The organism is Atopomonas hussainii (genome assembly GCF_900109735.1).
Classification (GTDB): Bacteria; Pseudomonadota; Gammaproteobacteria; order Pseudomonadales; family Pseudomonadaceae; genus Atopomonas; species Atopomonas hussainii.
In genome coordinates this window covers 1-22,907 of sequence record NZ_FOAS01000008.1, presented here as the reverse complement: position 1 = coordinate 22,907, position 22,907 = coordinate 1, and the positions used below count along the sequence as shown (strand labels likewise).

Annotated in this window: 21 protein-coding genes; 5 read left to right on the top strand and 16 right to left on the bottom strand. The window is 55.7% G+C overall.

The window, feature by feature from the left end:
* Positions 1–60 precede the first annotated feature (60 nt).
* Positions 61–1,269: an ammonium transporter gene (locus BMX80_RS08935; protein WP_074867401.1), complete on the bottom strand. Its 1,209-nt coding sequence runs from the start codon at positions 1,267–1,269 to the stop codon at positions 61–63.
* Between the two features lie 374 nt (positions 1,270–1,643).
* Between BMX80_RS08935 and BMX80_RS08930 the strand changes: the two genes are divergently transcribed.
* Complete coding sequence (locus BMX80_RS08930; protein WP_074867399.1) at positions 1,644–2,972, top strand: deoxyguanosinetriphosphate triphosphohydrolase; 1,329 nt, start codon at positions 1,644–1,646, stop codon at positions 2,970–2,972.
* Between the two features lie 44 nt (positions 2,973–3,016).
* Positions 3,017–3,580, top strand: a complete 564-nt coding sequence (locus BMX80_RS08925) for a heme-binding beta-barrel domain-containing protein (protein ID WP_071871396.1) — start codon at positions 3,017–3,019, stop codon at positions 3,578–3,580.
* 70 nt (positions 3,581–3,650) lie between these two features.
* Here BMX80_RS08925 and BMX80_RS08920 read toward each other — a convergent pair whose 3' ends face one another.
* The 6 genes from BMX80_RS08920 to BMX80_RS08895 all read right to left on the bottom strand — a co-directional run bounded on the left by BMX80_RS08920 (position 3,651) and on the right by BMX80_RS08895 (position 8,036).
* Positions 3,651–4,148 carry a C40 family peptidase gene (locus BMX80_RS08920; protein ID WP_074867397.1) on the bottom strand — a complete coding sequence of 166 codons (498 nt, stop codon included), beginning with the start codon at positions 4,146–4,148 and terminating at the stop codon, positions 3,651–3,653.
* A gap of 56 nt (positions 4,149–4,204) precedes the next feature.
* Positions 4,205–4,795, bottom strand: coding sequence for a C40 family peptidase (locus tag BMX80_RS08915; RefSeq protein ID WP_074867396.1), 591 nt, complete (start codon positions 4,793–4,795; stop codon positions 4,205–4,207).
* A gap of 72 nt (positions 4,796–4,867) precedes the next feature.
* Positions 4,868–5,635 (bottom strand): NAD-dependent protein deacylase, encoded by a 768-nt coding sequence (locus BMX80_RS08910; RefSeq protein ID WP_074867394.1) that lies wholly within the window; start codon positions 5,633–5,635, stop codon positions 4,868–4,870.
* 8 nt (positions 5,636–5,643) lie between these two features.
* The gene (locus tag BMX80_RS08905; protein ID WP_074867393.1) at positions 5,644–6,315 is read right to left on the bottom strand and encodes a DNA-3-methyladenine glycosylase I; all 672 of its coding nucleotides are present in this window, start codon (positions 6,313–6,315) and stop codon (positions 5,644–5,646) included.
* Positions 6,316–6,355: 40 nt separating this feature from the next.
* Positions 6,356–7,180: a tRNA 2-thiocytidine(32) synthetase TtcA gene (gene ttcA / locus BMX80_RS08900; RefSeq protein WP_071871391.1), complete on the bottom strand. Its 825-nt coding sequence runs from the start codon at positions 7,178–7,180 to the stop codon at positions 6,356–6,358.
* Between the two features lie 61 nt (positions 7,181–7,241).
* Positions 7,242–8,036, bottom strand: a complete 795-nt coding sequence (locus BMX80_RS08895) for a DUF547 domain-containing protein (protein WP_074867391.1) — start codon at positions 8,034–8,036, stop codon at positions 7,242–7,244.
* 94 nt (positions 8,037–8,130) lie between these two features.
* On the opposite strand from BMX80_RS08895, the gene BMX80_RS08890 reads away from it, so the two are divergent.
* Together BMX80_RS08890 and BMX80_RS08885 are read left to right on the top strand one after the other, a co-directional pair.
* Positions 8,131–8,718 carry a DNA-J related domain-containing protein gene (locus BMX80_RS08890; RefSeq protein WP_407922789.1) on the top strand — a complete coding sequence of 196 codons (588 nt, stop codon included), beginning with the start codon at positions 8,131–8,133 and terminating at the stop codon, positions 8,716–8,718.
* A gap of 162 nt (positions 8,719–8,880) precedes the next feature.
* On the top strand, positions 8,881–9,480 hold the full coding sequence (locus BMX80_RS08885) for a Yip1 family protein (RefSeq protein WP_071871388.1): 600 nt from the start codon (positions 8,881–8,883) through the stop codon (positions 9,478–9,480).
* 63 nt (positions 9,481–9,543) lie between these two features.
* On the opposite strand, the gene BMX80_RS08880 is transcribed toward BMX80_RS08885, so the two are convergent.
* From BMX80_RS08880 to BMX80_RS08850, 7 genes are all read right to left on the bottom strand, one after another.
* Positions 9,544–10,701 (bottom strand): MalM family protein, encoded by a 1,158-nt coding sequence (locus BMX80_RS08880; RefSeq protein WP_074867387.1) that lies wholly within the window; start codon positions 10,699–10,701, stop codon positions 9,544–9,546.
* A gap of 8 nt (positions 10,702–10,709) precedes the next feature.
* Positions 10,710–12,302 carry an outer membrane protein transport protein gene (locus tag BMX80_RS08875; RefSeq protein WP_074867385.1) on the bottom strand — a complete coding sequence of 531 codons (1,593 nt, stop codon included), beginning with the start codon at positions 12,300–12,302 and terminating at the stop codon, positions 10,710–10,712.
* 8 nt (positions 12,303–12,310) lie between these two features.
* Positions 12,311–13,312, bottom strand: a complete 1,002-nt coding sequence (locus BMX80_RS08870; protein WP_407922787.1) for a transporter — start codon at positions 13,310–13,312, stop codon at positions 12,311–12,313.
* Positions 13,313–13,360: 48 nt separating this feature from the next.
* A complete protein-coding gene (locus tag BMX80_RS08865) occupies positions 13,361–14,119 on the bottom strand; it encodes a C39 family peptidase (protein ID WP_074867383.1) in 759 nt (252 codons plus the stop codon).
* 70 nt (positions 14,120–14,189) lie between these two features.
* The gene (locus BMX80_RS08860; RefSeq protein WP_074867381.1) at positions 14,190–14,630 is read right to left on the bottom strand and encodes a DUF6160 family protein; all 441 of its coding nucleotides are present in this window, start codon (positions 14,628–14,630) and stop codon (positions 14,190–14,192) included.
* Positions 14,631–14,842: 212 nt separating this feature from the next.
* Positions 14,843–17,536, bottom strand: a complete 2,694-nt coding sequence (locus tag BMX80_RS08855; RefSeq protein WP_235821627.1) for a LuxR C-terminal-related transcriptional regulator — start codon at positions 17,534–17,536, stop codon at positions 14,843–14,845.
* A gap of 30 nt (positions 17,537–17,566) precedes the next feature.
* On the bottom strand, positions 17,567–20,266 hold the full coding sequence (locus BMX80_RS08850) for a LuxR C-terminal-related transcriptional regulator (RefSeq protein ID WP_139214066.1): 2,700 nt from the start codon (positions 20,264–20,266) through the stop codon (positions 17,567–17,569).
* Positions 20,267–20,426: 160 nt separating this feature from the next.
* On the opposite strand from BMX80_RS08850, the gene pabB reads away from it, so the two are divergent.
* On the top strand, positions 20,427–21,758 hold the full coding sequence (pabB, locus tag BMX80_RS08845; protein ID WP_074867377.1) for an aminodeoxychorismate synthase component I: 1,332 nt from the start codon (positions 20,427–20,429) through the stop codon (positions 21,756–21,758).
* 70 nt (positions 21,759–21,828) lie between these two features.
* On the opposite strand, the gene thrH is transcribed toward pabB, so the two are convergent.
* Entirely contained in the window at positions 21,829–22,446 is a 618-nt protein-coding gene (thrH, locus tag BMX80_RS08840) for a bifunctional phosphoserine phosphatase/homoserine phosphotransferase ThrH (RefSeq protein WP_074867374.1), read from the bottom strand.
* Between the two features lie 246 nt (positions 22,447–22,692).
* Positions 22,693–22,907, bottom strand: a 215-nt coding sequence (locus tag BMX80_RS08835) for a transposase (protein WP_139214064.1), incomplete at its 5' end; no start/stop codon positions are given.

The window sequence follows — 22,907 nt, the reverse complement described above, 5'->3', positions numbered from 1 at the left end:
AGCAAAAAGCCCGCATCGTTTGATGCGGGCTTTTTTATGGGTGCTCAGGGAGGCGTTGAATTAATCCTCGTTAACGGCACCGATTTTGTGAATCGACAAGTCAGCCCCGTTGAACTCTTGCTCTTTATCCAAGCGGATGCCCACCACGGCTTTCAAGCCGCCATAGACAATCAAACCACCGACCAAAGCAATCGCCACACCGGCCAAGCTACCGACCAGCTGGCTAGCCAAGCTCACGCCGCCCAAGCCACCCAGCGCTTCTTGACCGAAGATGCCGCAGGCAATGCCGCCCCACACACCACACAGGCCATGCAGCGGCCAAACACCCAGCACGTCGTCGATCTTCCAGCGGTTCTGGGTCAGGGTGAAGGTAAACACGAACAAGGCACCAGCAACCGCGCCAGTAGCCAACGCACCAACAGGGTGCATCAAGTCAGAACCAGCACACACTGCCACCAAGCCGGCCAACGGGCCGTTGTGCAGGAAGCCCGGGTCATTACGACCCACTGCCAGCGCGGCAATCGTGCCGCCGACCATGGCCATCAGCGAGTTCACCGCCACCAAGCCACTGATGGCCTCAACGGTTTGTGCGCTCATCACGTTAAAGCCGAACCAGCCGACGATCAGAATCCACGAACCCAACGCCAAGAACGGAATGTTCGACGGGGCAAAGGCAATCACCCGACCATCACGGTAACGACCGTTACGCTGACCGAGCATGATCACCGCGCCCAGCGCCAACCAGCCGCCTACTGCGTGCACCACTACAGAGCCAGCAAAATCGTGGAAGGTGGCGCCGAACTGCGCTTCTAACCAGCCTTGGAAGCCGTAGTTACCGTTCCAGATCATGCCTTCGAAGAAGGGATAAACAAACGCCACCACCAGCGCAGTCGCCACCAGCTGCGGCACGAAGCGCGCACGCTCGGCGATACCGCCGGAGATAATCGCCGGAATCGCCGCAGCAAAGGTCAGCAGGAAGAAGAACTTCACCAGCGCATAACCGTTTTCGCCGGTTAGCTCGCTGGCCGGGGCCATAAAGGTCACGCCGTAAGCTACCCAATACCCAATAAAGAAGTACGCCAGCGTTGAAACAGCGAAGTCACTTAAGATCTTCGACAGCGCGTTGACCTGGTTCTTCAGCCGCACCGTGCCCACTTCCAGAAAAGCGAAGCCCGCGTGCATGGCCAAGACCATGATCGCGCCCATCAAAATAAACAGCGTGTTGGAGCCGTGAATCAGGGTTTCCACGGCACTGTGCAGATTTTCCATTCAGTTTTCCCCGCAATGGCTTTGCGCACCAGAACAAGTCATTGAGCTGCCTTGGCGCACCAAATTGGCACACAGGCAGCTTATGCACGACCTCTGGCAGAGGTAAACGATTCCATTCCAGTGCACGGCGTTTGCTGCGCAGCATCCCCGCAAAGCCTGATTAATCAAGAGATTTTTGGTTTCTTATGTGTTGCTTAGCAGCTATCGAGCACCATTTCAGCGCAGAGCACCAGCCAAGCAGCACCACGAATAAGCACAAAGCACGCCAACCCACCAAGAAGCGCACCACAATCGCGCAAAATCCAGCAACACAAGACGTTCACCCCTTCTGCGCAAAACGCTAAGCTAGGTTTATCCACTGACTCGGAGGTCTCTTGGACTGGACTACCCTGCTCTGCCGCGAACGCCTCGGTAAAACCACGCAAAGCTCGGATGAGCTAGGCCGCACGCCGTTTCACAAAGATCACGATCGAGTGATCTTCTCCGGTGCCTTCCGCCGCTTAGGGCGCAAAACCCAAGTGCACCCGGTGGCCAGTAACGACCATATCCACACCCGCTTAACCCATAGCTTGGAAGTCGGCTGCGTGGGCCGCTCGCTGGGCATGCGCGTGGGGGAAATTCTTCGCGCCGATATGCCCGAGTGGTGCAGCCCTGCTGATTTGGGCGTCATCGTGCAATCGGCTTGCTTGGCTCACGACATCGGCAACCCGCCGTACGGCCACTCCGGTGAAGACGCCATTCGCCACTGGTTTCAGCAAGCTGCCGAGCAAGGCCTGCTGGACTGCCTGAGCGACGCCGAGCGCAATGACCTGCTGCACTTTGAAGGCAATGCGCAGGGCTTTCGCGTGCTCACTCAGCTGGAATACCACCGTTTCGACGGTGGCATGCGTCTGACCTACGCCACCTTAGGCACCTACCTGAAATACCCGTGGACGGCCGAGCACGCCGACACCCAAGGCTATAAAAAGCACAAATTCGGCTGCTATCAGTCGGAGCTACCGCTACTGCGCCAAGTGGCCGAGCGCTTAGCGTTGCCGGAAGTCGAGCCCAATCGCTGGGCGCGGCATCCATTGGTGTATTTGATGGAAGCCGCCGATGACATCTGCTACGGCCTGATCGACCTCGAAGACGGCCTCGAGATGGAGCTACTCGCCTACCCTGAGGTAGAAGCCCTGCTGCTGGATTTAGTCGGTGACGACCTGCCGCAAACCTATCGCCAACTGGGCGAACACGATTCCATCCGCCGCAAACTGGCGATTTTGCGCGGCAAAGCCATCGAGCACCTAACCAACGCGGCAGCCACGGCCTTTGTCGAGCAACAAGCGGTGCTGCTTAACGGCGAACTGCTCGGCGACTTGGTCGAGCACATGCAACCGGCCGCCAAGCGCTGCGTGCTCAAAGCCAAAGAGCTGGCGCGGCAAAAAATCTTCCAAGACAAGCGCAAAACCCTGCACGAGATCGGCGCCTACCGCACCCTAGAGATTCTGCTCGAAGCCTTTACCGGCGCGGCGCTGGCCCAGTCACGCAGTGAAGAACTGACCTTTCGCCAGCGCCGCACCTTAGACTTAATGGGTAATAATGCCCCTGAACCCGGCGCTGCTCCGTACAGCGCGCTATTGCGGGTGATCGATTTTATCGCCGGCATGACCGACAGCTATGCCGCGCACATGGCACAGGGCCTCGTCGGCCATGCCACACACTAAAAAAGACTACCTCTTAATACTTTTGTTAATACCGTGAGAGACCTATGACAGAACAACTCGACGCCATCGACTTCGGCCCCCTCACTGGACTGATCGGCACTTGGGTCGGCGACAAGGGTGTGGATCGCGCCCCCGAGCCGGACGGCGAAGAACGCAGCCCCTTCTATGAAATTCTCACCTTCAGCGCCGCCGACGATGTGGATAACGCCGAAGAACAAGAGCTGGTCGCCCTGCAATACCGCCAGCTGGTGAGCCGCAAAAGCAACGACAAAATCTTCCACGACGAAAGCGGCTACTGGATTTGGGAAGATGACAATCAACTGCTGATGAACAGCTTCGCCATCCCGCGCGGCCTAGCCCTAACGGCCGGCGGCAGCGTGAAAGAAGAAAACGGCGCACTGGTGCTTAGCGTGACCGCCGGCAACGCCGAATGGCCGGTGGCGCAATCGCCGTTTCTGCAAGAGAAAGCCCGCACTGTGTCGTTTGAGCGCACCTTCACCTTAGAAGGCGACGTGCTGCGCTATCAGCAAAAAACCGTGCTAGAGATTTACGGCCGCACGTTTGAACACACCGACGTCAGCACCCTGACCCGCCAAGCCGCCGAGTAATCGGGCACAACAAAAAGCCCGCCGATGAACGCGCATCGACGGGCTTTTTAGTGTTCGGCATAACGGTGTTTTATTCGATCACGCGCTTGGCACCGGCGTAGTGCTTACTCCAATAGCGGTCGCTTAAGCGGTCTAAGCGCACAAAACCGCCGGAGCTCGGCGCATGCACAAAGCGCCCTTCACCGACATAAATGCCGGCATGGCTAATACGACCACTGATATTGAAAAACACCAAATCCCCCGCAGCCAGCGCCTGACGGCTCACCGAGGGTTTATTAATGCGGCTCATTTCAAGACTGGTGCGCGGCAAATGCACATCGGCCGTGCCGCGATAGACGTACTGAATCAGTCCACTGCAATCAAAACCGGTCTGCGGCGACGAGCCGCCATAACGATACGGCGTGCCCACTTGCGCCATGGCATTAAACAGCACGTCTTGTGCGCCACTGGCAGCGGGCGGGCTGGGCACAGGGGTATGCGTTACTGGCGGCGCAGGCGGTGTGGATGAACAAGCCGCCAACAATGCGGTAGTCAATAACAGAGTAAGCCAGCGGGCGAAAACAGGCATACAACGCTCCTAGGCGTTAAGCAATGCCCTTAGCTTGGCCGCTGAAACGAGATAATTCAAGGAGTTGCAGCGTTATCCGCAGACTGCGCCTGAATAAGCGCAGCCACTTCTTCGTCACTCAGCTCTACTTCAACCCGCTTAGCCAAGGCGTAATGTTTACGCCAGTAACTGTCACTGAGGTTGTCGATGCGTACCTTGCCGCCACTGCGGTTAGCGTGCAAAAACTCGCCGTCGCCCTTGTACATACCCACATGGCTGATTTGCCCACCAATGCGAAAGAACACCAGATCGCCCGGCTGCAAGTCGTCACGTTTAACCTCGGGCAAATCCATGCGGCTCATGGCTTTAGAGGAGCGCGGCAAATCCACCGACAAGGTGTTTTGGTAGGCGTAATGCACTAAGCCACTGCAATCAAAACCACCTTCAGGGCTGGTGCCGCCGTAGCGATAACGGGCACCCAGTTGATCGAGCGCTTGTGACAGCGCCTCTTCTTGCGGGCTGATTTCCACCTCAACCGTGACCGGCTCAGGTTCAGGAGCGAGCACCTTTGCCGGTACCACGACGGCTTGCTGTACCGGTTGTTGCACACAACCGGTCAAGAACACTGTCAAAAAAGCCGCAGCCCACGAGCAACGCGTCACGTTCATGGCGCTCTCTCCCCCGAAAAAACGCCACTGTGCAAAAAACGACCGTTTAAGACAAGTGACTTAATCAACAAGTCATAAGAAAGTTGTCATTAAATCTTGCAGAGCGTGACTAGCGCCTACTTTTAAATGCACATCGGCACGCTTGGCCAAGCCGCTATCGGCCGGATTAATTTCGACCAGCATGCCGCCCGCCTGCTGACAGCGCAGCGCTGGCTCGATGATGTAGGGAAAGCTTGCCGTGGTGCCAATCAACAACACCAGATCAAAGCCTTTACGCACTTGCGCGTAGAGCTGATCAATCGCCGCTTCGGGGAGCATTTCTTCAAACAACACCACCGGCGGGCGCAAGATGCCGCCACACGCAGCGCAGGTCGGTGGTAACGGACGCGCCAAATGCTCGGCAAGCTCGGCGCTTTCTTGCCCGCAAGACTGGCAATACAAAGGCGCTAGCTGACCGTGAATTTCGATCACCCGCTCAGCGGGGCTGCCGGCGGCTAAGTGATAGCCATCGATATTCTGCGTGAGCACCCAAGCCTCGGGCTTTAGCTGTTGTAAACGAGCTATGGACGCGTGGCCGGCATTAGGTGCGGCATTGATCACCGCACTGCCCAACTGTGCAAGGTACTTCCAACACAACTCAGGCCGTGCGCGCAGCATGGGGCCGCTTAATGCCTGCTCAATCGGCAAGCCCTCGTCGGTTAAACCGTTATAAAGGCCACCTAAGCCGCGATAGGTGGGCAAGCCAGAGTCCGCCGATAACCCCGCGCCGGTAATCAGCAGAATGCGCTCTGCCCTCTTGAGCGCGGCGGCGACAGTGAGGATTTGTTCGGCGTAGTCCATGCGGCCCCTCAGTGATTAACGGTGTGCGCCAACATCCACGACAACTGACACAACGGGCGGCCGCTTTCTGCCTGCCAAGTATTAAAGGCTGTTTGCACCGCTGCTTTGTCGCGCAAGCTGCTCGGCACTTTATCGACAATGCCCTGCGCCTTTAGCGCGGCGACCACATCATTAGTGGGCACAAAAGTGTCTTTCCCGAGCATGCGCAACAACCGTGGCGCTGAGAGGCCGCCCAGCTGTGTGCCGCGTTTAGCCAGTTGCGTCCACAAGCCGGTGATGTCGTCGACGGGCCAATCGGCAATCCATGCACCGAAGCTGCCGTGCTCAGCGGCAATGTCGCGGACCAACTGGGCATTACGCGGCACGCTTTTCAGCTTGCCGAGATGACGAATTAAACGCGTGTCTTGCATCAAGCGCTCGACATGCTCGGCGCTCATCAGCACGACTTTTTCCGTAGCGAAGCCGAAGAAAACCTCTTCAAAGGCCGGCCACTTGGCATCCACCAAGCTGTGTTTAAGCCCAGCGCGAAACACCCGCAAGCTGATCGTCGACAGGTAGCGATCATCACTCAGGGCGCGCAAGGTAGCGGCACTTTCAGGCTGCGGCAGTTGCGCCTCCAGCTTGGCCGCCGAGCCGAAGCGGTTTAGGCAGTATTGGTGCAGCCAGGCGTAATCACGCATGCGGGGTTCCTTTAGCAGTGTGCCGCCGCACCAGCGCGGCTTACAGGTTCATCACATCCACAAAGCGTGGGGTGGCGTTGTTGTCGATACGCAGGCTCGCAAAGTCGAACAGGTTGCGGTCTGCCAGCTGCGAAGGCGCGACGTTTTGCAGCGCGCGGAACATGATTTCGGTACGCCCGGGGCTTTTGCGCTCCCACTCATGGAGCATTTCCTTAACCACTTGGCGCTGCAGGTTTTCCTGCGAGCCACACAGGTTACACGGAATGATCGGGAAGGCTTTCAGCTCGGCGTAGGCTTCAATGTCCTTCTCGCTGCAATAAGCCAACGGGCGAATCACCACGTTGCGCCCGTCATCAGACAGCAGCTTGGGCGGCATGCCTTTTAAGGTGCCGCCGTAGAACAGGTTCAAAAAGAAGGTCTCGACCATATCGTCGCGGTGGTGGCCTAGCGCCATTTTCGTCGCACCGATTTCATCGGCATAGGTGTACAAGGTGCCACGGCGCAAGCGCGAACACAGCGAGCAGGTGGTTTTACCTTCGGGGATTTTCTCTTTCACCACCGAGTATGTGTCTTTCTCGATGATGTGGTAATCGACACCCAAGGCCTTCAGGTATTCCGGCAGCACATGCTCGGGAAAGCCCGGCTGCTTTTGGTCCATGTTGACGGCGACAATCTCAAACTTGATCGGCGCAACTTTCTGCAAATGCAGCAGGATATCCAGCAAGGTGTAGCTATCTTTGCCGCCGGACAGGCAGACCATGACCTTGTCGCCGTCTTCAATCATTTGGTAGTCGGTGATCGCCTCACCGACTAAACGACGCAAACGCTTTTGCAGTTTGTTTTGATTGACCGACAAGGTGCCCATAGTGAATGACCGCAGCAAAGAAAAAACGGGCGCCTATTCTATGCGCAAAGACGGCAAAGCCCTAGGGCGCATTCACTGCCCAATCGTAGGCAAAGCTTGGGTTTGCTAGCGGCTGCTGGTCGAGTTGCTGGCGCAGTGCGGGCTTGGCATAGCGTTTTAAGTGCTCAGCTAAGTGGGGAAAGTCGACGCTGTACCAATCGTAAATCGACGACAACCGCCAACGGCCATCCTGCCAACGCACACCACGTGGGTGATTGATAAAGTCGCTAGCGGCTTGCTCCAACAAGGCGTCACTGTTGCCTGCGGTAAAGGCGCTGGCCTGCAAGTTGGGGCAGCCGAGGCTGGCGCAGTTAACGGCGTAATGAATACGCGCATCCTGCCAAATCGGCCGCAAAATGCGGTGCTCAATGTCATTCAGGGTTAAAGCGTGGCCTGCCACCTCTGCCACGGTTTCATCCCAAGGGCCAAAGGCATACCAAGGGCCCAGTTTAGTGATGCTACTCACCGGCCACTGCTGCAGCATGAGCTGCACCGTCAAGGCGTTGTAGAGGTTAATCCAATAGGCCTTTTGTTCCGCCTTGGCATAGGTGCGCGGGTCTAGGCTGGTCAGGGTGCGTAGATAAGTGTCGAGCTGACGCAAATCTTGGCTATGTACCCGCGCATAATCAAAGCGATTAATACCGCTGGGGTGATGATCATCCACATAGCGCCGCAACAGGTCATGCCACAGGGCGTGATCGATCTTGGCCACGCTGGCCTCGCGGCTCGCTTGCCACACTGGCCACAATTCACTCTTTGGCGCTGCCAGCGCCAAGACACTGAACAGCAGGAAAAAACTCGCTAAACCAATCCGCACACGACCACCTTTAACTGTGAAGTCAGACCACTTAAGAGTTGAAAACCACTGCTGCGTTACATGTTAGGCTCAGCGCATGAGCGATTTGAACCGTGTGTACGCAGATTTTCCCCAACAGGCCGACCTCAGCGAGCAGGCCATGTACCTGTTACAGCAGCAACCTGACGGTCTGCCTGAATACGCCCTGCTACAAGCGCTGCGCAAAGCCCACAGCTCGCATCTGCCGCAACTGGAGCTCAGCGACAAACTGGTGCTGTTTCGTAGTCACTTTGTTTTGTTCAATGCGTTGTACCGCTTACGCGACCAGCTCTGGCAAACCCAGCAAGCATTTTTGAGCATTGACCCACTGTGCATTCGTCTACAGCCTTATGTGGCCGGCTCGCAGGCGCTTGGTCAGCACGACCCACTGCGCGACTACTATCTTGACGAGGCGCATCTGCGTAATACCACTGGGGATGATGTCGAGCGTTTGCTCACCAGCTTTTGGACGCGCATGCACAGCGGCGAAGAAAAGCTCGCCGCGCTGGAGTTATTCGAGCTGCAAGACCCCATCACCCCGCAACGCATTAAACAACGCTATCGGCAGTTGGTCAGCCTGCATCACCCCGATCGTGGCGGCAGCCAAACGCGCATGCAGTCGATTAATCAAGCGATGGAAATACTCCAGCGTTATTACTGCTAAGACGCAAACTTCCAATTGCTCTAAGCAAGCCCTCCTCAGCAACAATCACCTGCCTATACTGAACTTAAGGCCGCTTGGGCTGATGGCGCACTGCCGGGTGCTGTCCACGCCCCGCCAGCATGCCATCAGGGCGGCTCATTATAAGAAAGAGGAGGTAAGGCTATGATCCACCATGTCTGGGGGCTCTTTACTCATCCCGATCAAGAATGGCAGGACATCCGCGGCGAAGAAGAAAGCATCAGCCACATGTATCTCACCCATGTGCTGGTATTGGCGGCAATTCCGGTCATTTCCGCCTATGTGGGCACCACCCAAGTGGGCTGGAGCTTCGGCACTGGGGAAGCCGTTAAGCTCACTGAAGCCAGCGCGTTACAAATGACGATATTGTCTTACTTAGCGATGCTTGCGGGCGTGGCAGTGATGGGCGCGTTTATTCACTGGATGTCGCGCACCTATGACGCCAAACCGAGCATGACACGCTGCATAGTCTTCGCCGCTTATACCGCCACACCGCTGTTCTTTGCTGGGCTTTCAGCGCTATACCCAAGCTTGTGGCTTGGCATGTTCGTCGGCACCGCCGCCATTTGCTACACGGTCTATTTGCTCTATGTCGGCATCCCAACGTTTATGCGCATCCCTAAGGACGAAGGCTTCTTGTTCTCTAGCTCCGTACTGGCCGTAGGCCTTGTGGTGCTCGTGGCGATGATCGCCTGCTCCGTCATCTTCTGGGGCTTTGGCGTTGGCCCGGTGTACACCAGCTAGCCACAACACTGGCCAGTAAAAAGGGCAGCTAAGGCTGCCCTTTTTATGCCCTATGCACACTAGCTAGCGGACGATTGCCAACTCAAAAGCACCTTCCTGAACATGCGCGTGCTGCTGCAAGCCATCCTCATCAACCGTCAATGCTTGCAGCGGGCGCTTAAACGGCTGGTTATCCAGCGTTGCCTGCGCCAAATCTTCGCTGGTAGTAATCAACAGCACATAACGCTCGCCGCGCTCGGGGCGAATCGCCACGGTGCCCTCAAGAAACGCATAGCGATACCAAGTCTCGGGATGCAGTTGGTACACCGCGTCGCTAACCATCCGCGTCGGCACCTTGCCTTCGTTTAAAAACAGCAAGCTGGGGTACACCACGGTTTTATTGGCAAAGCTGCGCACTCTGAGCCCATAGGTACGCTGCGAACGTGGCAAACGAAATGCCGCATAACTCGTTTTGCCGGTGGGTAAAGCTAGGCTCGGTGAAAAGCTGTTCATTTCTTCATAGCGCGGCTCTTCAACTGACAGCTCGATAAAGTCATCGTCGGTCAGCTGCAAGCAACAACGCTGCTGCATTTCACGCATGATGCCTTGCACTTGCGCACTATCGCCCAGCAAGCGGCGCATGGCCTCATTCGGCGCACCATCAAGGCCCGGCAGCTGCTGTGCTTTACCGGAAAGATTGACCTCACGGCCCTCGTTAAACTCGATCTTGCTCACCGTACTGGGTTTAGCGAACATCGCCGCGCGCTCTTCGACACTGATCGGCGAGTTATGCGTTCGCCCCTGATCATCGACCCAGGTGTAATAAGGATTACCGTTTTCACTACGGACAAAGCCACGCCCTTCAAGCACATCGGCATCCATGTAATCCGACGCACGCTCACCCGAGGGCAAGACATAATCGCGCGGGTTACCGCCTTGCCCGACTTGATTGGCATAGAAGCTACTTTGCAGACGCCCTGTTTGGTCCACCCAAGTAAAGTAGCGCCGCTTGCTTTCCGTGCCAGACTGCACGGGATACAGGCCACCTGCACCGCCATCACCACTCAAGCGCAAACGATCTTGATCTTCCACCTGCTGACGCGCCTGCTCTTGCTGCGCAGAGAACTCGCTACCCACAAAGGTGTTATGCAAACGGCCGTGCTGATCAATCCAGGTCAGGTACTTTCCCGAAGCCCCCCACGCAGGCAACGACAACAGCAGCAAAGCAAAACAAAGGCGCATAACCAACCTCAGAACGTGGTGCGATAGGTAATGGCCATTATGTAGGCAGTGGTTTTGGTTTTCACGTCCAGATCGGCGTAGGGGTTGTAGACTATTTTATCAATACCCGAACAGTTCACATTACAGCTAGTACCTGCAGGGATATCCTGTTCACTAACAAAGTAGTTAAACCCCACATCAATAACTGTGTCCTTATCCCAGCGGTAGCCCATCCCTAATCCGTACAACACTGCATCCCCTACCGGGGCCAGCACATCTGCTTTATTTCCAGGAATTGATGATGGCCGCGGCTCATAGCCCGCACGCAAAGAAAGGCGCTCATTAACGTCATATTGCACACCTAGGGCCCAGCTCCATACCGATTCGTAGCCACGATCCAGTGTAATGCTACTACTTGTCGCCGTTTGAGAAGAAAAGACCTTTGCGATCCTCAACATATCAAGCTCTCGATCAAACTCAATCGTAAACTCATTCCAATCAGCGTAATCGGTCCATTTAAGATCTAAGTTAACCTGCCAATCATCATGAGGCTTGAACTTTATGCCAGTAGAGAAGTGATCCGGGTAGGTTAAGTCAAGAGATGCCGAACCCCGCTCCTCATCAACAGCGCCATTAGGAAAAATAGGAATAAATTGCGGCAACAAGGCCGAATTAAATGCACTCCAGAAACTCTGCCAGTTATGCGAATAGTCTACCCTGTACTTACCTTGCAAGTGCATTCGCGACTCACTCTGGTAAGTAGCCCCCCAAGCAAACCAGTCAACCGGCTCCCAAAGCACACCAACATTCCATGAAGGTGCCATTTTTTGCTGCAAGTCCAAGTCCAGATTAGCCATATTTGTAAATGGCCCCAACGATGCCCCACAGAAATTTACCAAGATAGTAATGGGCGTCGCGCAAACACCGGCCTTAAAAACATCACCAAACAGCTGAGTAACCCCTGTTAGCGGCCCCGGCGCACGAAAATCTTGGTTAAGCGCCATCGCTTGATGAGAAAAACCCACCGACAGACCAAACGACAGCTCATCATTCATTTGATAAGCGACCGAAGGGGACAAATAAGTAATCCGCTGAATAGCCACCTTGCGCCCCTGATAGCGCGCCGGGTCATCGTCATCATCCCGCGAAAAACCCAGCGCTTGCGGGGCATAAACATTGGTAGCAAAAGTAAACTTAGAACCAGGCGGGTTAACTGAAATACCAGCCAAGGGTGCCGCCAATACAGGCATCTCAGTTAAACCACCAAAGCCCGGCAAATACATTGCTGGGGTAGTGGTCCTACTACTTTTACCAGCAACATCATCATTGGTGTAACCAAAGAAGTTACGTCCATAACCTGCAGGCGCATCGAACTTAGCCCGAATATCCATAATACCAGTCAGCAGCTTCATTTGAGTCTGCCGACCTTTGAGCTTAGTTAGTGCCGCAGGATTGTAATGCACTGCGTCGATACCACTAGAGTCAGCGGTAATCGCATTACCTAAGGCCATAGCCTTAGGGTTGCCGATAGTTAAGTTTTGCGCCAATTGCGCATGAGCCACGCCAACAAACAGGCAGAGACTCCCCAACCCCGTCAGCAAACGGGCCGCTAAATGTGTCATGCAGCCCCCTACTCTGACTTCAGGCCTTTGATGTCGATGGGCATGGAAATACCCAGCAAGACATCCGGCGAATCCTCGGTCATACCAAACCCGGCATTCACGTTAACAATCGTATCTGGATCGGTACGCACACCAAGGGCAAAGTTCATTATCGCACTGGTCGCTTCAGCGCCCTCTACAGAGCCATCGGCAAAGGTGTATTTGGTTTTTAGCGAGTGCGACATCTGATAAGAAGCACTTAAAGAGACATCGTAAGAAAGGGAATAAGCAAAACCTGCACTGAACGACAAGGTGTCACCAGGATCAACATCATTCAACAAGCGCCCACTGCGCACCTGATCAACGTCGCTGATCTTCATGTTGTAGGTATAACCTGCCGAACCAAACAGCACCACAGGGTCAATAATGTAGCTAGCATTAAGACCAAAGCCTAAGCTATAAAATCCAGAGCCGGTGGACAGATCATTATCCGGATTAATATCGTAAGGGCTATCACCCGTAGGCAGGCTCAACGTGCCATACAATGTATAAACTGGCTTACCACGTACAGCTTCCCAGGGCTGCCAGCGCGCACTTGTGGAAACATCACCAATGCTATAACGATTGAGATCGCGACCTGTATCGTATTTAGCCACCAAAGGTAAGCGAACGCTGAATGTCAGGTTATCCCAAACACCGTAGTCGAATGTAAATGAATTGGTGAACGTATGCTGCGCTTCGCTACGGCCTACCACGCTATACACATTGCCGTTTTGCCGAACAGTTTCAATCAGAGTGTCGCGCACTAACGAATAATCGGCCGCAAAGGTTAACGTGCGCTCACCTTTTTTCAACAAGGTGTAGCTTTTTTCCGCAGCCTGAAAGACCTCTTCAAGCGCCTTTTCGGTATCAGCATCATCAGCTTTCTTCGCCAAAGCATCACGCGCCTTGTCGGTAGACGTTTCATCGGCTTGTACTGGCAGACTGCCCAGGCATGCTACAGCCAGCATGCCAGCGAGAAATCGCTGCATCATTGATCCATCCCCCAGACCACTTTCTTATCGTTATTTACGCCGGAGTTATTTGCGACGTATGTAATGCTTATCGCCGCCCGAGCTTAGCTCGTCAGCCTCGTTTTCCATGAACTTGGTAATCTGCGGAAACTCGCGAAAAGCCAGCCAGTTCACCGTGCGATCGTCCAGGATGCGCAAATCTTTATCGCTCAATGCCATAGCACTGTTCAGCGGCGCCTCATTGGGAAACACGATAAAAAGAATATTTTCGTCCCACACTTCTTGAAAGCGTGCCGCTGTAAAACTGATATTACCCAGCGCAGGATCAGCAACAAAAACATGGTCGTTATAAACGTCACGAACCACCACAAAATGCTTAAAGCCTGCATAGTGAATAGGCACGATGGCTGGGTGCTCTAGGCCTGCCAAGTCTTCAAAACCAGCTTTAAAACCGCCACTTTTGTAACCTAAAGCCCCGACGAAACGCTTCATATCCAGCAACGAGAACCCTCGGCGCTCGACAATCTTATCGACCTCGCCAAAGCGCAACAGGCCATCCATGACTTGGCGCTCTTCAAGATTCATCCCTAGGTAATAATCCAACAAGGTTGTTAATGCTGCCGAACCACAGCTGTAGTCGTAGGCTTGCCGAATCACATTGCGGAATTGCAGCTGCGACATAGGCTCCAGAGAAACCCGCTCACGCTGCGCCATAGCGCCTGTTTGAGAGTTCACAACGACCGCACCTTGAGGTTGCGGCTTGCTCTCAACGGTTTCTTGAAACCCCAAAAGGGTGATCACACCACCGACCAACAACTCAATCATGTCAGCACCCCTGTAAAAAAGGCCTTACCAGCCCTTGGCTGATAAGGCCTTGGATCAACCGCCTAAGCGATTAGTGGCCCCAAACCTTAACAGTAGAGCCAGCAAAGTTAATGCCTTCAATGCCAACAGAGCCAATGCTAGCTGCAGAAGTGCTGCCCACTTTGATAGCACCTACGGTCATACCACCAGTCATCGACGGCAGGCCAATAGCGATTTGGTTAACAGTGTTTCCGCCGATGGTGGCCTCAACAACGTCAACAGTGATTGGGTTAGCATCGGTCACATTCAAACCGGTCAGCTGCACGTTTTCCATGCGAATAGAGCAGTTGGTGCAATCAGTGTCGGTGTACACAACGGCACCAACAGTACCGTTAAAGTTACCGGAAATGCTGATACCAGCCTGACCAGTTACAGCAGACAAAGTTGCGTCGTCCATGCTTTGCAGTTCGGCTTGAGCCATGAAAGGAGCAGTTACCAGAGCGGTTGCCAGAGCCAGTTTCTTGAGGGTCATCTTGTTATTCTCCAGAAGATGTTGAGGTGGGTTGTCCCCGTAGTGTTCTCACCAGGCTTCCTGCGGGGTGATCACAGCACGCTCAGAGTTGCGTCTTCCTGACGTTTGGCGTGGCCCCCGACGGCCACTGTGAGCGCCGAAGTGCAGGATCAAAGTACCGCCTGCATGCCCCGTCTTCATCCCATCCAAGGGCTAGTCAAATGGCTCGCTGATCAGACCTCACTGATCAAACCCAACTCTTTGCCCTTCAAAACCGCCTGTGTGCGGCTACGCACCCCTAACTTGCCGAACAGGTTGTGCAAGTGCCATTTAATGGTGGCTTCGGAGAGGTGTACCGTCTGTGCAATATCGCGGTTCGACATACCCGCCGCCACCAAGCGTAAAACCTCCCGCTCTCTATGGCTAACCCATTGATCCTCTTGAAGAAACTCAGGATCAACCAACAACCGCAAACACTGTTCACGAAGCATTTCTGGGAGCAAAGGCCACGCTGATAGCACCTCGCCATGCTGCACGCTAAGGTCTTGCCAGCAGGGCAATAACAGCATGGCTTCGTCCATAAACATGCGCCGGTAGCCTTGTGGCCACGCGCGCTGCATCACGCTTTCGAGCAAGCGCAGCGCTTTCTCGATGTTACCCTTTTGCCAGTACGCCACAGAAAGTAACAAGACAATGCGCAAATAGCGGTCACCCAGTGATGCCTGTGGCTCTAAGTGCGTCGCCATACGCTCTAAGTCAGCCACGATCAAATCGGGATTTTTCTCGCTGAGCGCCACCCGAGCACGGGTCAGGAGCAAGGCGCACTCTGCATCATTCAGTTGTTTCTTCTCGATACGCGCCTGCAGGCCATCCAGCAGCACCGCGGCATGACTGGCTTCGGCCGGCTTACGCAGCCACAACAAAAACTGCACTTTAACGGCCAAGGCCAAGGCATGCAGACGCTCGTAGCCGGGCATTTCCGTGCTGGCCAACCACTCATCCAACTCCTGCAGCGCTTGCTGCGACTCACCCGCGTAAAAGCGCGCGCGAATCATCACCAGCTGACCACGGTTGATCAGCTCCATGGGCGTGCCTAAATCGCGCCACGTGGTTGCGCTGGGCAACTCGGCCAAGATCGCCGCATGGCGATCTTGTTCGTACAAAATATCGCCATGCGCGAGCGCCAATGGGCCGCCTACTCGACTGTGCCGACCGAATACTTGATGAATTCTGGCCCGCGCTTGTTCGCAGAGCTTGCGGGCACTCTCGAGCATGCCTTGCTCTTTAAGCACCAAAGACTCGATCAGATTGGTCCAGCTATGCAGGTATTCGCTATCGACATGCTCGAGCGAAGCGCGGGCTCTTTCGATACACACCGCCGCCTCTGAATACTCACCGAGCAGCGCATGCGCGCCTGCCTGCACGCTGTACATGCTGCTGCGGAACACGTGTTCGCCACCAGGCACTTTGCCCAACCAATTGCGGCTGACTTCAACGCACGCATGCAGTTTGTCCTGATACAACAAGACCAGCGCTTTGAGCATCTGCGCAGCCACCAAGAGTTCGGCCGCCGGCCGTGAGCCTCGCGCCAAGCCTTGCAGCAGCCGAGCGGAGACCTCTTCTATCAGCCCTTCGGCCTCTGCATGGCGCCCTTCAAAGGCTTTCTGCCACGCATAAAAAATTTGGAAGACTGGGTATTCGCGAATCACCTCTGGCGGCAACCCTTCCAGCAGGCCCAACACGCCATACACACGACTCCCGGCCACCAGTGCAGCGCCTTCGCGTTCTAGCAAACTGGCTGCTAGCGGATAATCGCGGGCGCGCAAGGCATACATGACGGCCTTATCGCCCATGTTTTGCTGATCAAACCAGCGCGACGCACGAATGCACTGCTCCGCCGCGCTAGCATGGCGCGCCAAACGCGCCAAGAGAAACTCGGAGAACAGGTGGTGATAACGGAACCACTTGCCCTCTTCATCCAGCGGAATAATGAACAGCTGGGCATGCTGTAAAAAATTGATGCGCTGCTGGCTGTCTTCCCGCCCCAACAAGCTGTCGCATAACTCGGCGCAAAACTCATCGAGCGGCGAGGTCAGCTCTAAAAAGCGCTGCATGTCAGGCTCCAGATGCACCAAGACATCTTCGGCCAAGTAATCAGCGATATTGCGTTCAGTCCCCGATAAGGCCTCCAGAAACTTGGCCGGGTCCGGCTGACGCTGCAACGCCAAAGCCAACAAATGCAGCGCCGTTAACCAACCTTCGGTGCGCTTGTGCAGCTTGCCGACTTCCTCGGAAGTCAGATTCAAGCCACGCAGCTGACAGAGAAAGTGCTCCGTTTCCGACAGACTAAGGCGCAAGTCTTCGCCGCTGAGCCACAAGCACTGTGCAGCCAGCGCCGGCTCATCCACGACAAAACGCGGGCGCCGACGCGTTGAAGTCACCAAGTGCACGTGGGCCGGCAGCTTGGTTAAGAAATACCGACTGCTCTGCGCCAAAGCGGGGTGTCGCACCCGATGAAAGTCATCCAGAAACACGTACCACTGCCCCGGCAAACGCTGCAGCTCGGCCAAAAAGGCATCAATTAAGGCTTCTGCCGGCAGCGATACGTCGGTGTTGAGCATCGCTTGCAGGCCCTGCATTTGCTCCGGGGCATGCTCGGCAATCGCCGCACTGAGATATTGCAATAAGCGTTGTGGCTCGCTGTCGGACTCTTCACACGTCAGCCACACCACCTGCGCGCCATCGTTGATTAAGCGCTGGCGGAACTGCGTCAGAATGGTGCTTTTGCCGAATCCCGCCGGCGCACTGAGCACCAGCAAAGGCTTTTCCCGCCCTTGCCACAAACGCTCCAGCAGCGAGTCACGCGGCAACAACTGGGTTGGCACTGCGGGGGGGAACAATTTGGTGCGCAAGACAGGTGCTGTCATGAAAGCCGCATTCATCGATTAACCACCCTCTCAGAGTAGACTCAGTTCACGTGCACGACGAATTGCCTGCGTGCGGTTTCGCACCCGCAGTTTTTCGTAGATGTTGTGCAGGTGCCATTTAACGGTGCCCAAGGCGAGATCCAGCTGCTGACCGATCTGCTCGTTAGACATGCCTTGCGCAGCCAATACCACCACCTCACGCTCACGCTCGGTGAGCATTTCTTGCACTTGTTCAGCGCTGGTAGTGTCTTCTTCGGTCGCCCAAAAGCTCAGCAAACCTCGAATAAAACTCTGTAAGGCCGGCTGCCGCTCGTTGCTTTCTAGCTCGCGGAGCAAATCCCGCACTGCCAAACCTTCTTCGATAAAGATGCTGCGCAAGCCTTCTTTCTCGCTTTGCACTAAGGTTTGCACCAACAGGTTATGCGCCCGGTCACGATAGCCCAGTGCCTGATAGCTCACGGCCGCGAGCAGATCTAAACGCAGCCGCTGCAAGCCATGCCAACCCGGCAGTAATAACCCGCGCAGCCGCGTGATCTCGTGTAAAGCCTCGCTAAAGTGGCTACGCGCTTGATGCAGACGAACCTGGGTTAAACCTTGCGACCAGACCACCGGGTTATACGGCGCGGCGCTATAGCGCTCGGCCATCTTGGCCCATTCGGTGGTTTTAAAGCGCTGCTCGACTTTACGCAGGGTTTCGGCGTTGCCGTCCTGCAACAGCAAGGCGAGTTCTTCGGCCAACGCCAAAGAGAAAAACCGCCACGCTTGCGCTCGGCTGGCCGAGCTTTGCATTTGCGCCAAGGTTTGTAGCGCTTCTTTGTCTTTACCGGCCAAACGCTGCACGCGCGCCATGCACAAGGTGCCACGGGCATACAGGTCAATCGGATTGATCACATCGATATTGGCCAGCGCCCAACACAGGCGATTGCTCAAGCCATCAAGCTCTAGCTGCTCATAGGCCACTAAGCTCTGACTGATCGCCGGCAGAATTAAAGCCTTGGAGTCGGCGCCAAACCACGGTGTGTATTGTTCCCGCAGTTGACTGGCTAAGTGGCGTGCTTGGCCTAAACGGCCACGCTCCAACTCAAGGAACATTTGCAGATTGCCCATCTGCATGGCCAAAAAGTTGCCTTTAAGAAACGGTACTTGCTGCTGTGCCAGTTGCAGCAATTGCTGGCCTTGCTCAAGCCAGCCCATCACGCACGCGGCAAAGCCACCGCAGAGCACAATCGCCGCCTCAAGAAAGCTGTTACTGCGGCCCATCTGCTTAGCCACCTTGCGGGCTAACGAGATACAGGTTTGCAGGTCATCTTTTTGCAGAGCAATCACCCCGCGCACGGCCTGCACGGCAAGAAACTCCTCACTCCAAGGCTGCTCTTGGCCATCGCCCCAGCGCTTTAGCAGCTGGTCGAGCAAACGGTTGGCCTCCGGCAGCGCCATGCTGGCGGCTTGAGTCCACACATCAGCCAGCACCAAAATCGGGTACTGCTGAGCAATCGCATCCGGCACATTCAAGCGCCAGCGATAGAGCAGATTCAGCTGACCACGGTTGATCAGCTCTAGCCCGCAGGCATTCACCAGCGCGGCGAGCAGCTCAGGGTCATCCGCTTGGCAAGCATGCTCAATGGCCAAGTTCTGCATGTGGTGATTGGTAAACCACAGACTGGCGTTGAAGTGCAGCTGCCGAAAACGCTTCAAATTCTGGCTTTGCAGGCGCTTACGCGCGAAATCAGCAAACAAGTGGTGGAAGCGATACCAATGCCGCTCACGATCAAGCGGCACGAAAAACAGCTGCTTGGCTTCTAAGTCTTCCAGCAGGGCTTGACCGTCTGTGCGCCCGGTGAGGGTATTGGCCAAGTCGCCGTTGATCTGCGACGCCACGCTGAGTGCCAAAACAGCCTCTTGCAGGTCGGCCGGTAGTTGCTCAAACACGCTGGCCAACAAGTAATCGGCCATCCCCTCTTGTTCTGGCAGGGCTTTTACTTCGCGGCCTTTGGCCTGCTCGCTACCCAGCCATAAGCCGGCCAGATGCACTCCGACCATCCAGCCTTCGGTCTGTTGGGTGAGCTTACCGAGCAACTTGTCGTCCAGCTCGCCGCCGTGGCGTTTGAGGTAACTGCGGGTTTCCTCTTGCGACAGACGCAAGTCATCTTGGCCTAGCTCGATCATCCAGTGCCGGGCGCGCCACGTCGCCAGCGGCATTGGCGGTAACTCTCGACTGCCAAACGCCAGCTGCACGCCAGCCGGGGCAAACTGCACCAGCCGCGCCAAGCCATCTAAGGTGGCTTTGTCGGTGATTACGTGCAGATCATCGACTACCAGCAGCAGCGGTTGCTCGCTGTGGTGCAAGTCCATAATCAGACTTTCAACCAAGGCAGCGACCGGCACACTGATGGTGTTGTCGAGAAATTCGCTGGCATCTTGACCGAAGTGCGGCAGGCTCTGACGTACCGATTCAATCAGCATCTGCCAGAAGGTGCGCGGATCATCTTCGCCAGCCTCTAAGCTCAGCCAAGCGACCGACCAGCCTTGCTCGCGTTTAAGCTCTGCCAAGGCAGCCAACGCCGAACTTTTGCCAAAACCTGCTGGAGCGGCGATCAGTACCACGCGCGCATCGGGATGATGAACCAGCGCCTCATGTAAACGCGGGCGGCTCAAATAGTCGGCCTTGACCAACGGGGGGGTCAGGCGCGAACGCAGCAAACTGCCGGCGATGAAATCTGCGGAAGCCAATGGTTATCCCTGTCGTTCTTTATGCTTATCGTGGTTGGCATCATGCCAAGTGCGTTTGGGCAGTCTAATTCAGCCGGGTTTGCTGGGTAAACCGGCTTCAAGACTGGGAAGCCTGCAGCTCAGGCTCTACAATCGCCTTTGGTTTTCACAGTGCCCTCACATGCCGGCTTGTACTTTCTATCCTCTACCTTATCTCGCCGATCCTAGCGAACGCTTCGCGAGCTTTGCCGACCTCCCTGGCGCGGTATTGCTCGACAGTGGGCACCCTCACAGCACACGCGGCCGTTTCGATCTGATCAGCGCGTGGCCCTGCGAGCTATTAAAAGCCGAGCCCGACGAAGACGGATTGACCTTTGTGACACGCCTTAAGCGCAGCTTGGCCAAATGGCCGGCGGCCGACAGCGGCGACTGGCCTTTTGCCGGCGGCCTGCTGGGCTTTTGCAGCTACGACTTAGGCTACACGCTGGAAACCATCGGCCACCAAGCCCGCGACGACATTGGGCTAGTGCAAGCCTGCTTTGGCCTGTATGACTGGGCCATTCTCAGCGACCACCAACGCCAGCTCAGCGTCTTATTAATGCACCCACATGCCCCTGCGCAGCGCCGCAGCCAAGTGCTTGCACAACTGGCCAACAGCACGGTGGCAAACGACTTTCAACTGCTCAAACCATTCGTCGGACAAATCAACCGCGGCCAATATTTAACCGCTATCACCCGCATTCAAGACTACATCCACGCCGGCGACTGCTATCAAGTCAACTTTGCGCAACGCTTCAGCGCGCCGTTTACTGGCAACAGCTGGCAAGCCTACCGGCAATTGCGCGCCGCCTGCCCCACCCCTTTTGCGGGGTTTATGCAATTAGGCGCACAACAGCTGCTGAGTTTGTCGCCGGAGCGCTTTTTACGGGTCGCCGATGGCCAGGTCGAAACCCGCCCCATCAAAGGCACACGCCCACGCGGCACAAGCGCTGGCGAAGACCAGCAACACGCCGCCGAGCTACAAGCCAGCCGCAAAGACCGCGCAGAAAACCTAATGATTGTCGATTTGCTGCGCAATGACTTAAGCCGCGCCTGTGCACTGGGCAGCGTTAAGGTGCCGGAGCTATTCTCGCTAGAGAGCTATCCCAATGTGCATCACTTAGTCAGCGCCGTTACCGGCACCTTGCGCGCCGACAAACATCCGCTGGATTTACTGGCTAGCAGTTTTCCCGGCGGCTCGATCACTGGCGCGCCAAAAATCCGCGCCATGCAGATCATCGATGAGCTAGAACCGAGCCGGCGCAGCTTCTATTGCGGCTCGCTGCTGTATTTAGACGTGAATGGCCGTATGGACAGCTCCATCGCCATTCGCAGCTTAGTAGCCAGCGACGGCCAACTGCACTGCTGGGGCGGCGGCGGCATCGTCGCCGATTCGGTGCCCGAAGCCGAGTACAACGAATCGCTGACTAAGATTCGCGTGCTGCTAGAGACCCTAGAGAAAACCCTCAGTTAAGCGCACCAAACAGCGCGCATAAAAAACGCCGAGCCTGTTACCAAGCTCGGCGCTTTTATCTGGGCAAGGCTTACAGCGACAAAGTGCGGTTCGAGGCCTTAATAAACTCGCGCTTTAAGTCTTCGTAAGTGTGCACCGCTGGGAACTGCGGGAACTCGGCAATCACGTTATCCGGCGCGTGGAACAGAATGCCGGCATGCGCTTCGCTGAGCATGGTGGTGTCGTTATAGGAGTCACCGGCAGCAATCACCCGGTAGTACAGGCTCTTAAAGGCCAATACAGACTGACGCTTGGGGTCTTTCTGGCGCAGTTGGTAATCCACTACGCGATCCGTTTCATCGGTAATCAAGCGGTGGCACAGCAGCGTCGGGAAGCCCAACTGGCGCATCAGCGGTTGCGAGAACTCGTAGAAGGTATCCGACAGAATCACCACCTGAAAACGCTCGCACAACCAGTCGACAAACTCCACCGCGCCTTCCAGCGGCTTTAAGGTAGCGATGACTTCTTGGATGTCCGACAGCTTCAAGCCGTGCTCATCCAGAATGCGCAGACGCTGCTTCATCAGCACGTCATAGTCGGGAATATCGCGGGTGGTCGCCTTCAGCGACTCGATGCCAGTCTTTTCCGCAAAGGCAATCCAGATTTCCGGAACCAGTACCCCTTCTAGGTCTAGGCAAGCAATTTCCACGACGATCCCCTCGTTTAGCTGTATTAAGTGGCCGGCCACTCTACCAGATGGCAAGCGCGCTGCCATCGCCCGCTGCGCAGCTCTTACCCTCCGTGCTTATGTCTTTTGATTAGGGAAACGCTGATTTATTAAGCCTCACACCAGCACCAGTGCCGATTCGCAGCGCAAAATCAGAAAACCAGCTCGATTCCCCGCATGACTAGCGCCTTTTGGCGTTAGCGCAGCCTCCGTAGAGGCCATTTCCCGTCAGCAAGACGGATTTATCCCGTGAGCACGCATCAAATGTCGCTTGGATAGCAGCAAATTCGCGAAGCCAAACAGGCTGAACAGCTGCGCCGTGTTTTTCGTCAGACCGCGATAGCGCGTTTTGCGGTAATGAAACAGATTTTTAACCACGTGAAAGGGATGCTCGACTTTGGCGCGCACTTTGGCTTTCAGGCGTTCTATTTGCTCTTGCAACT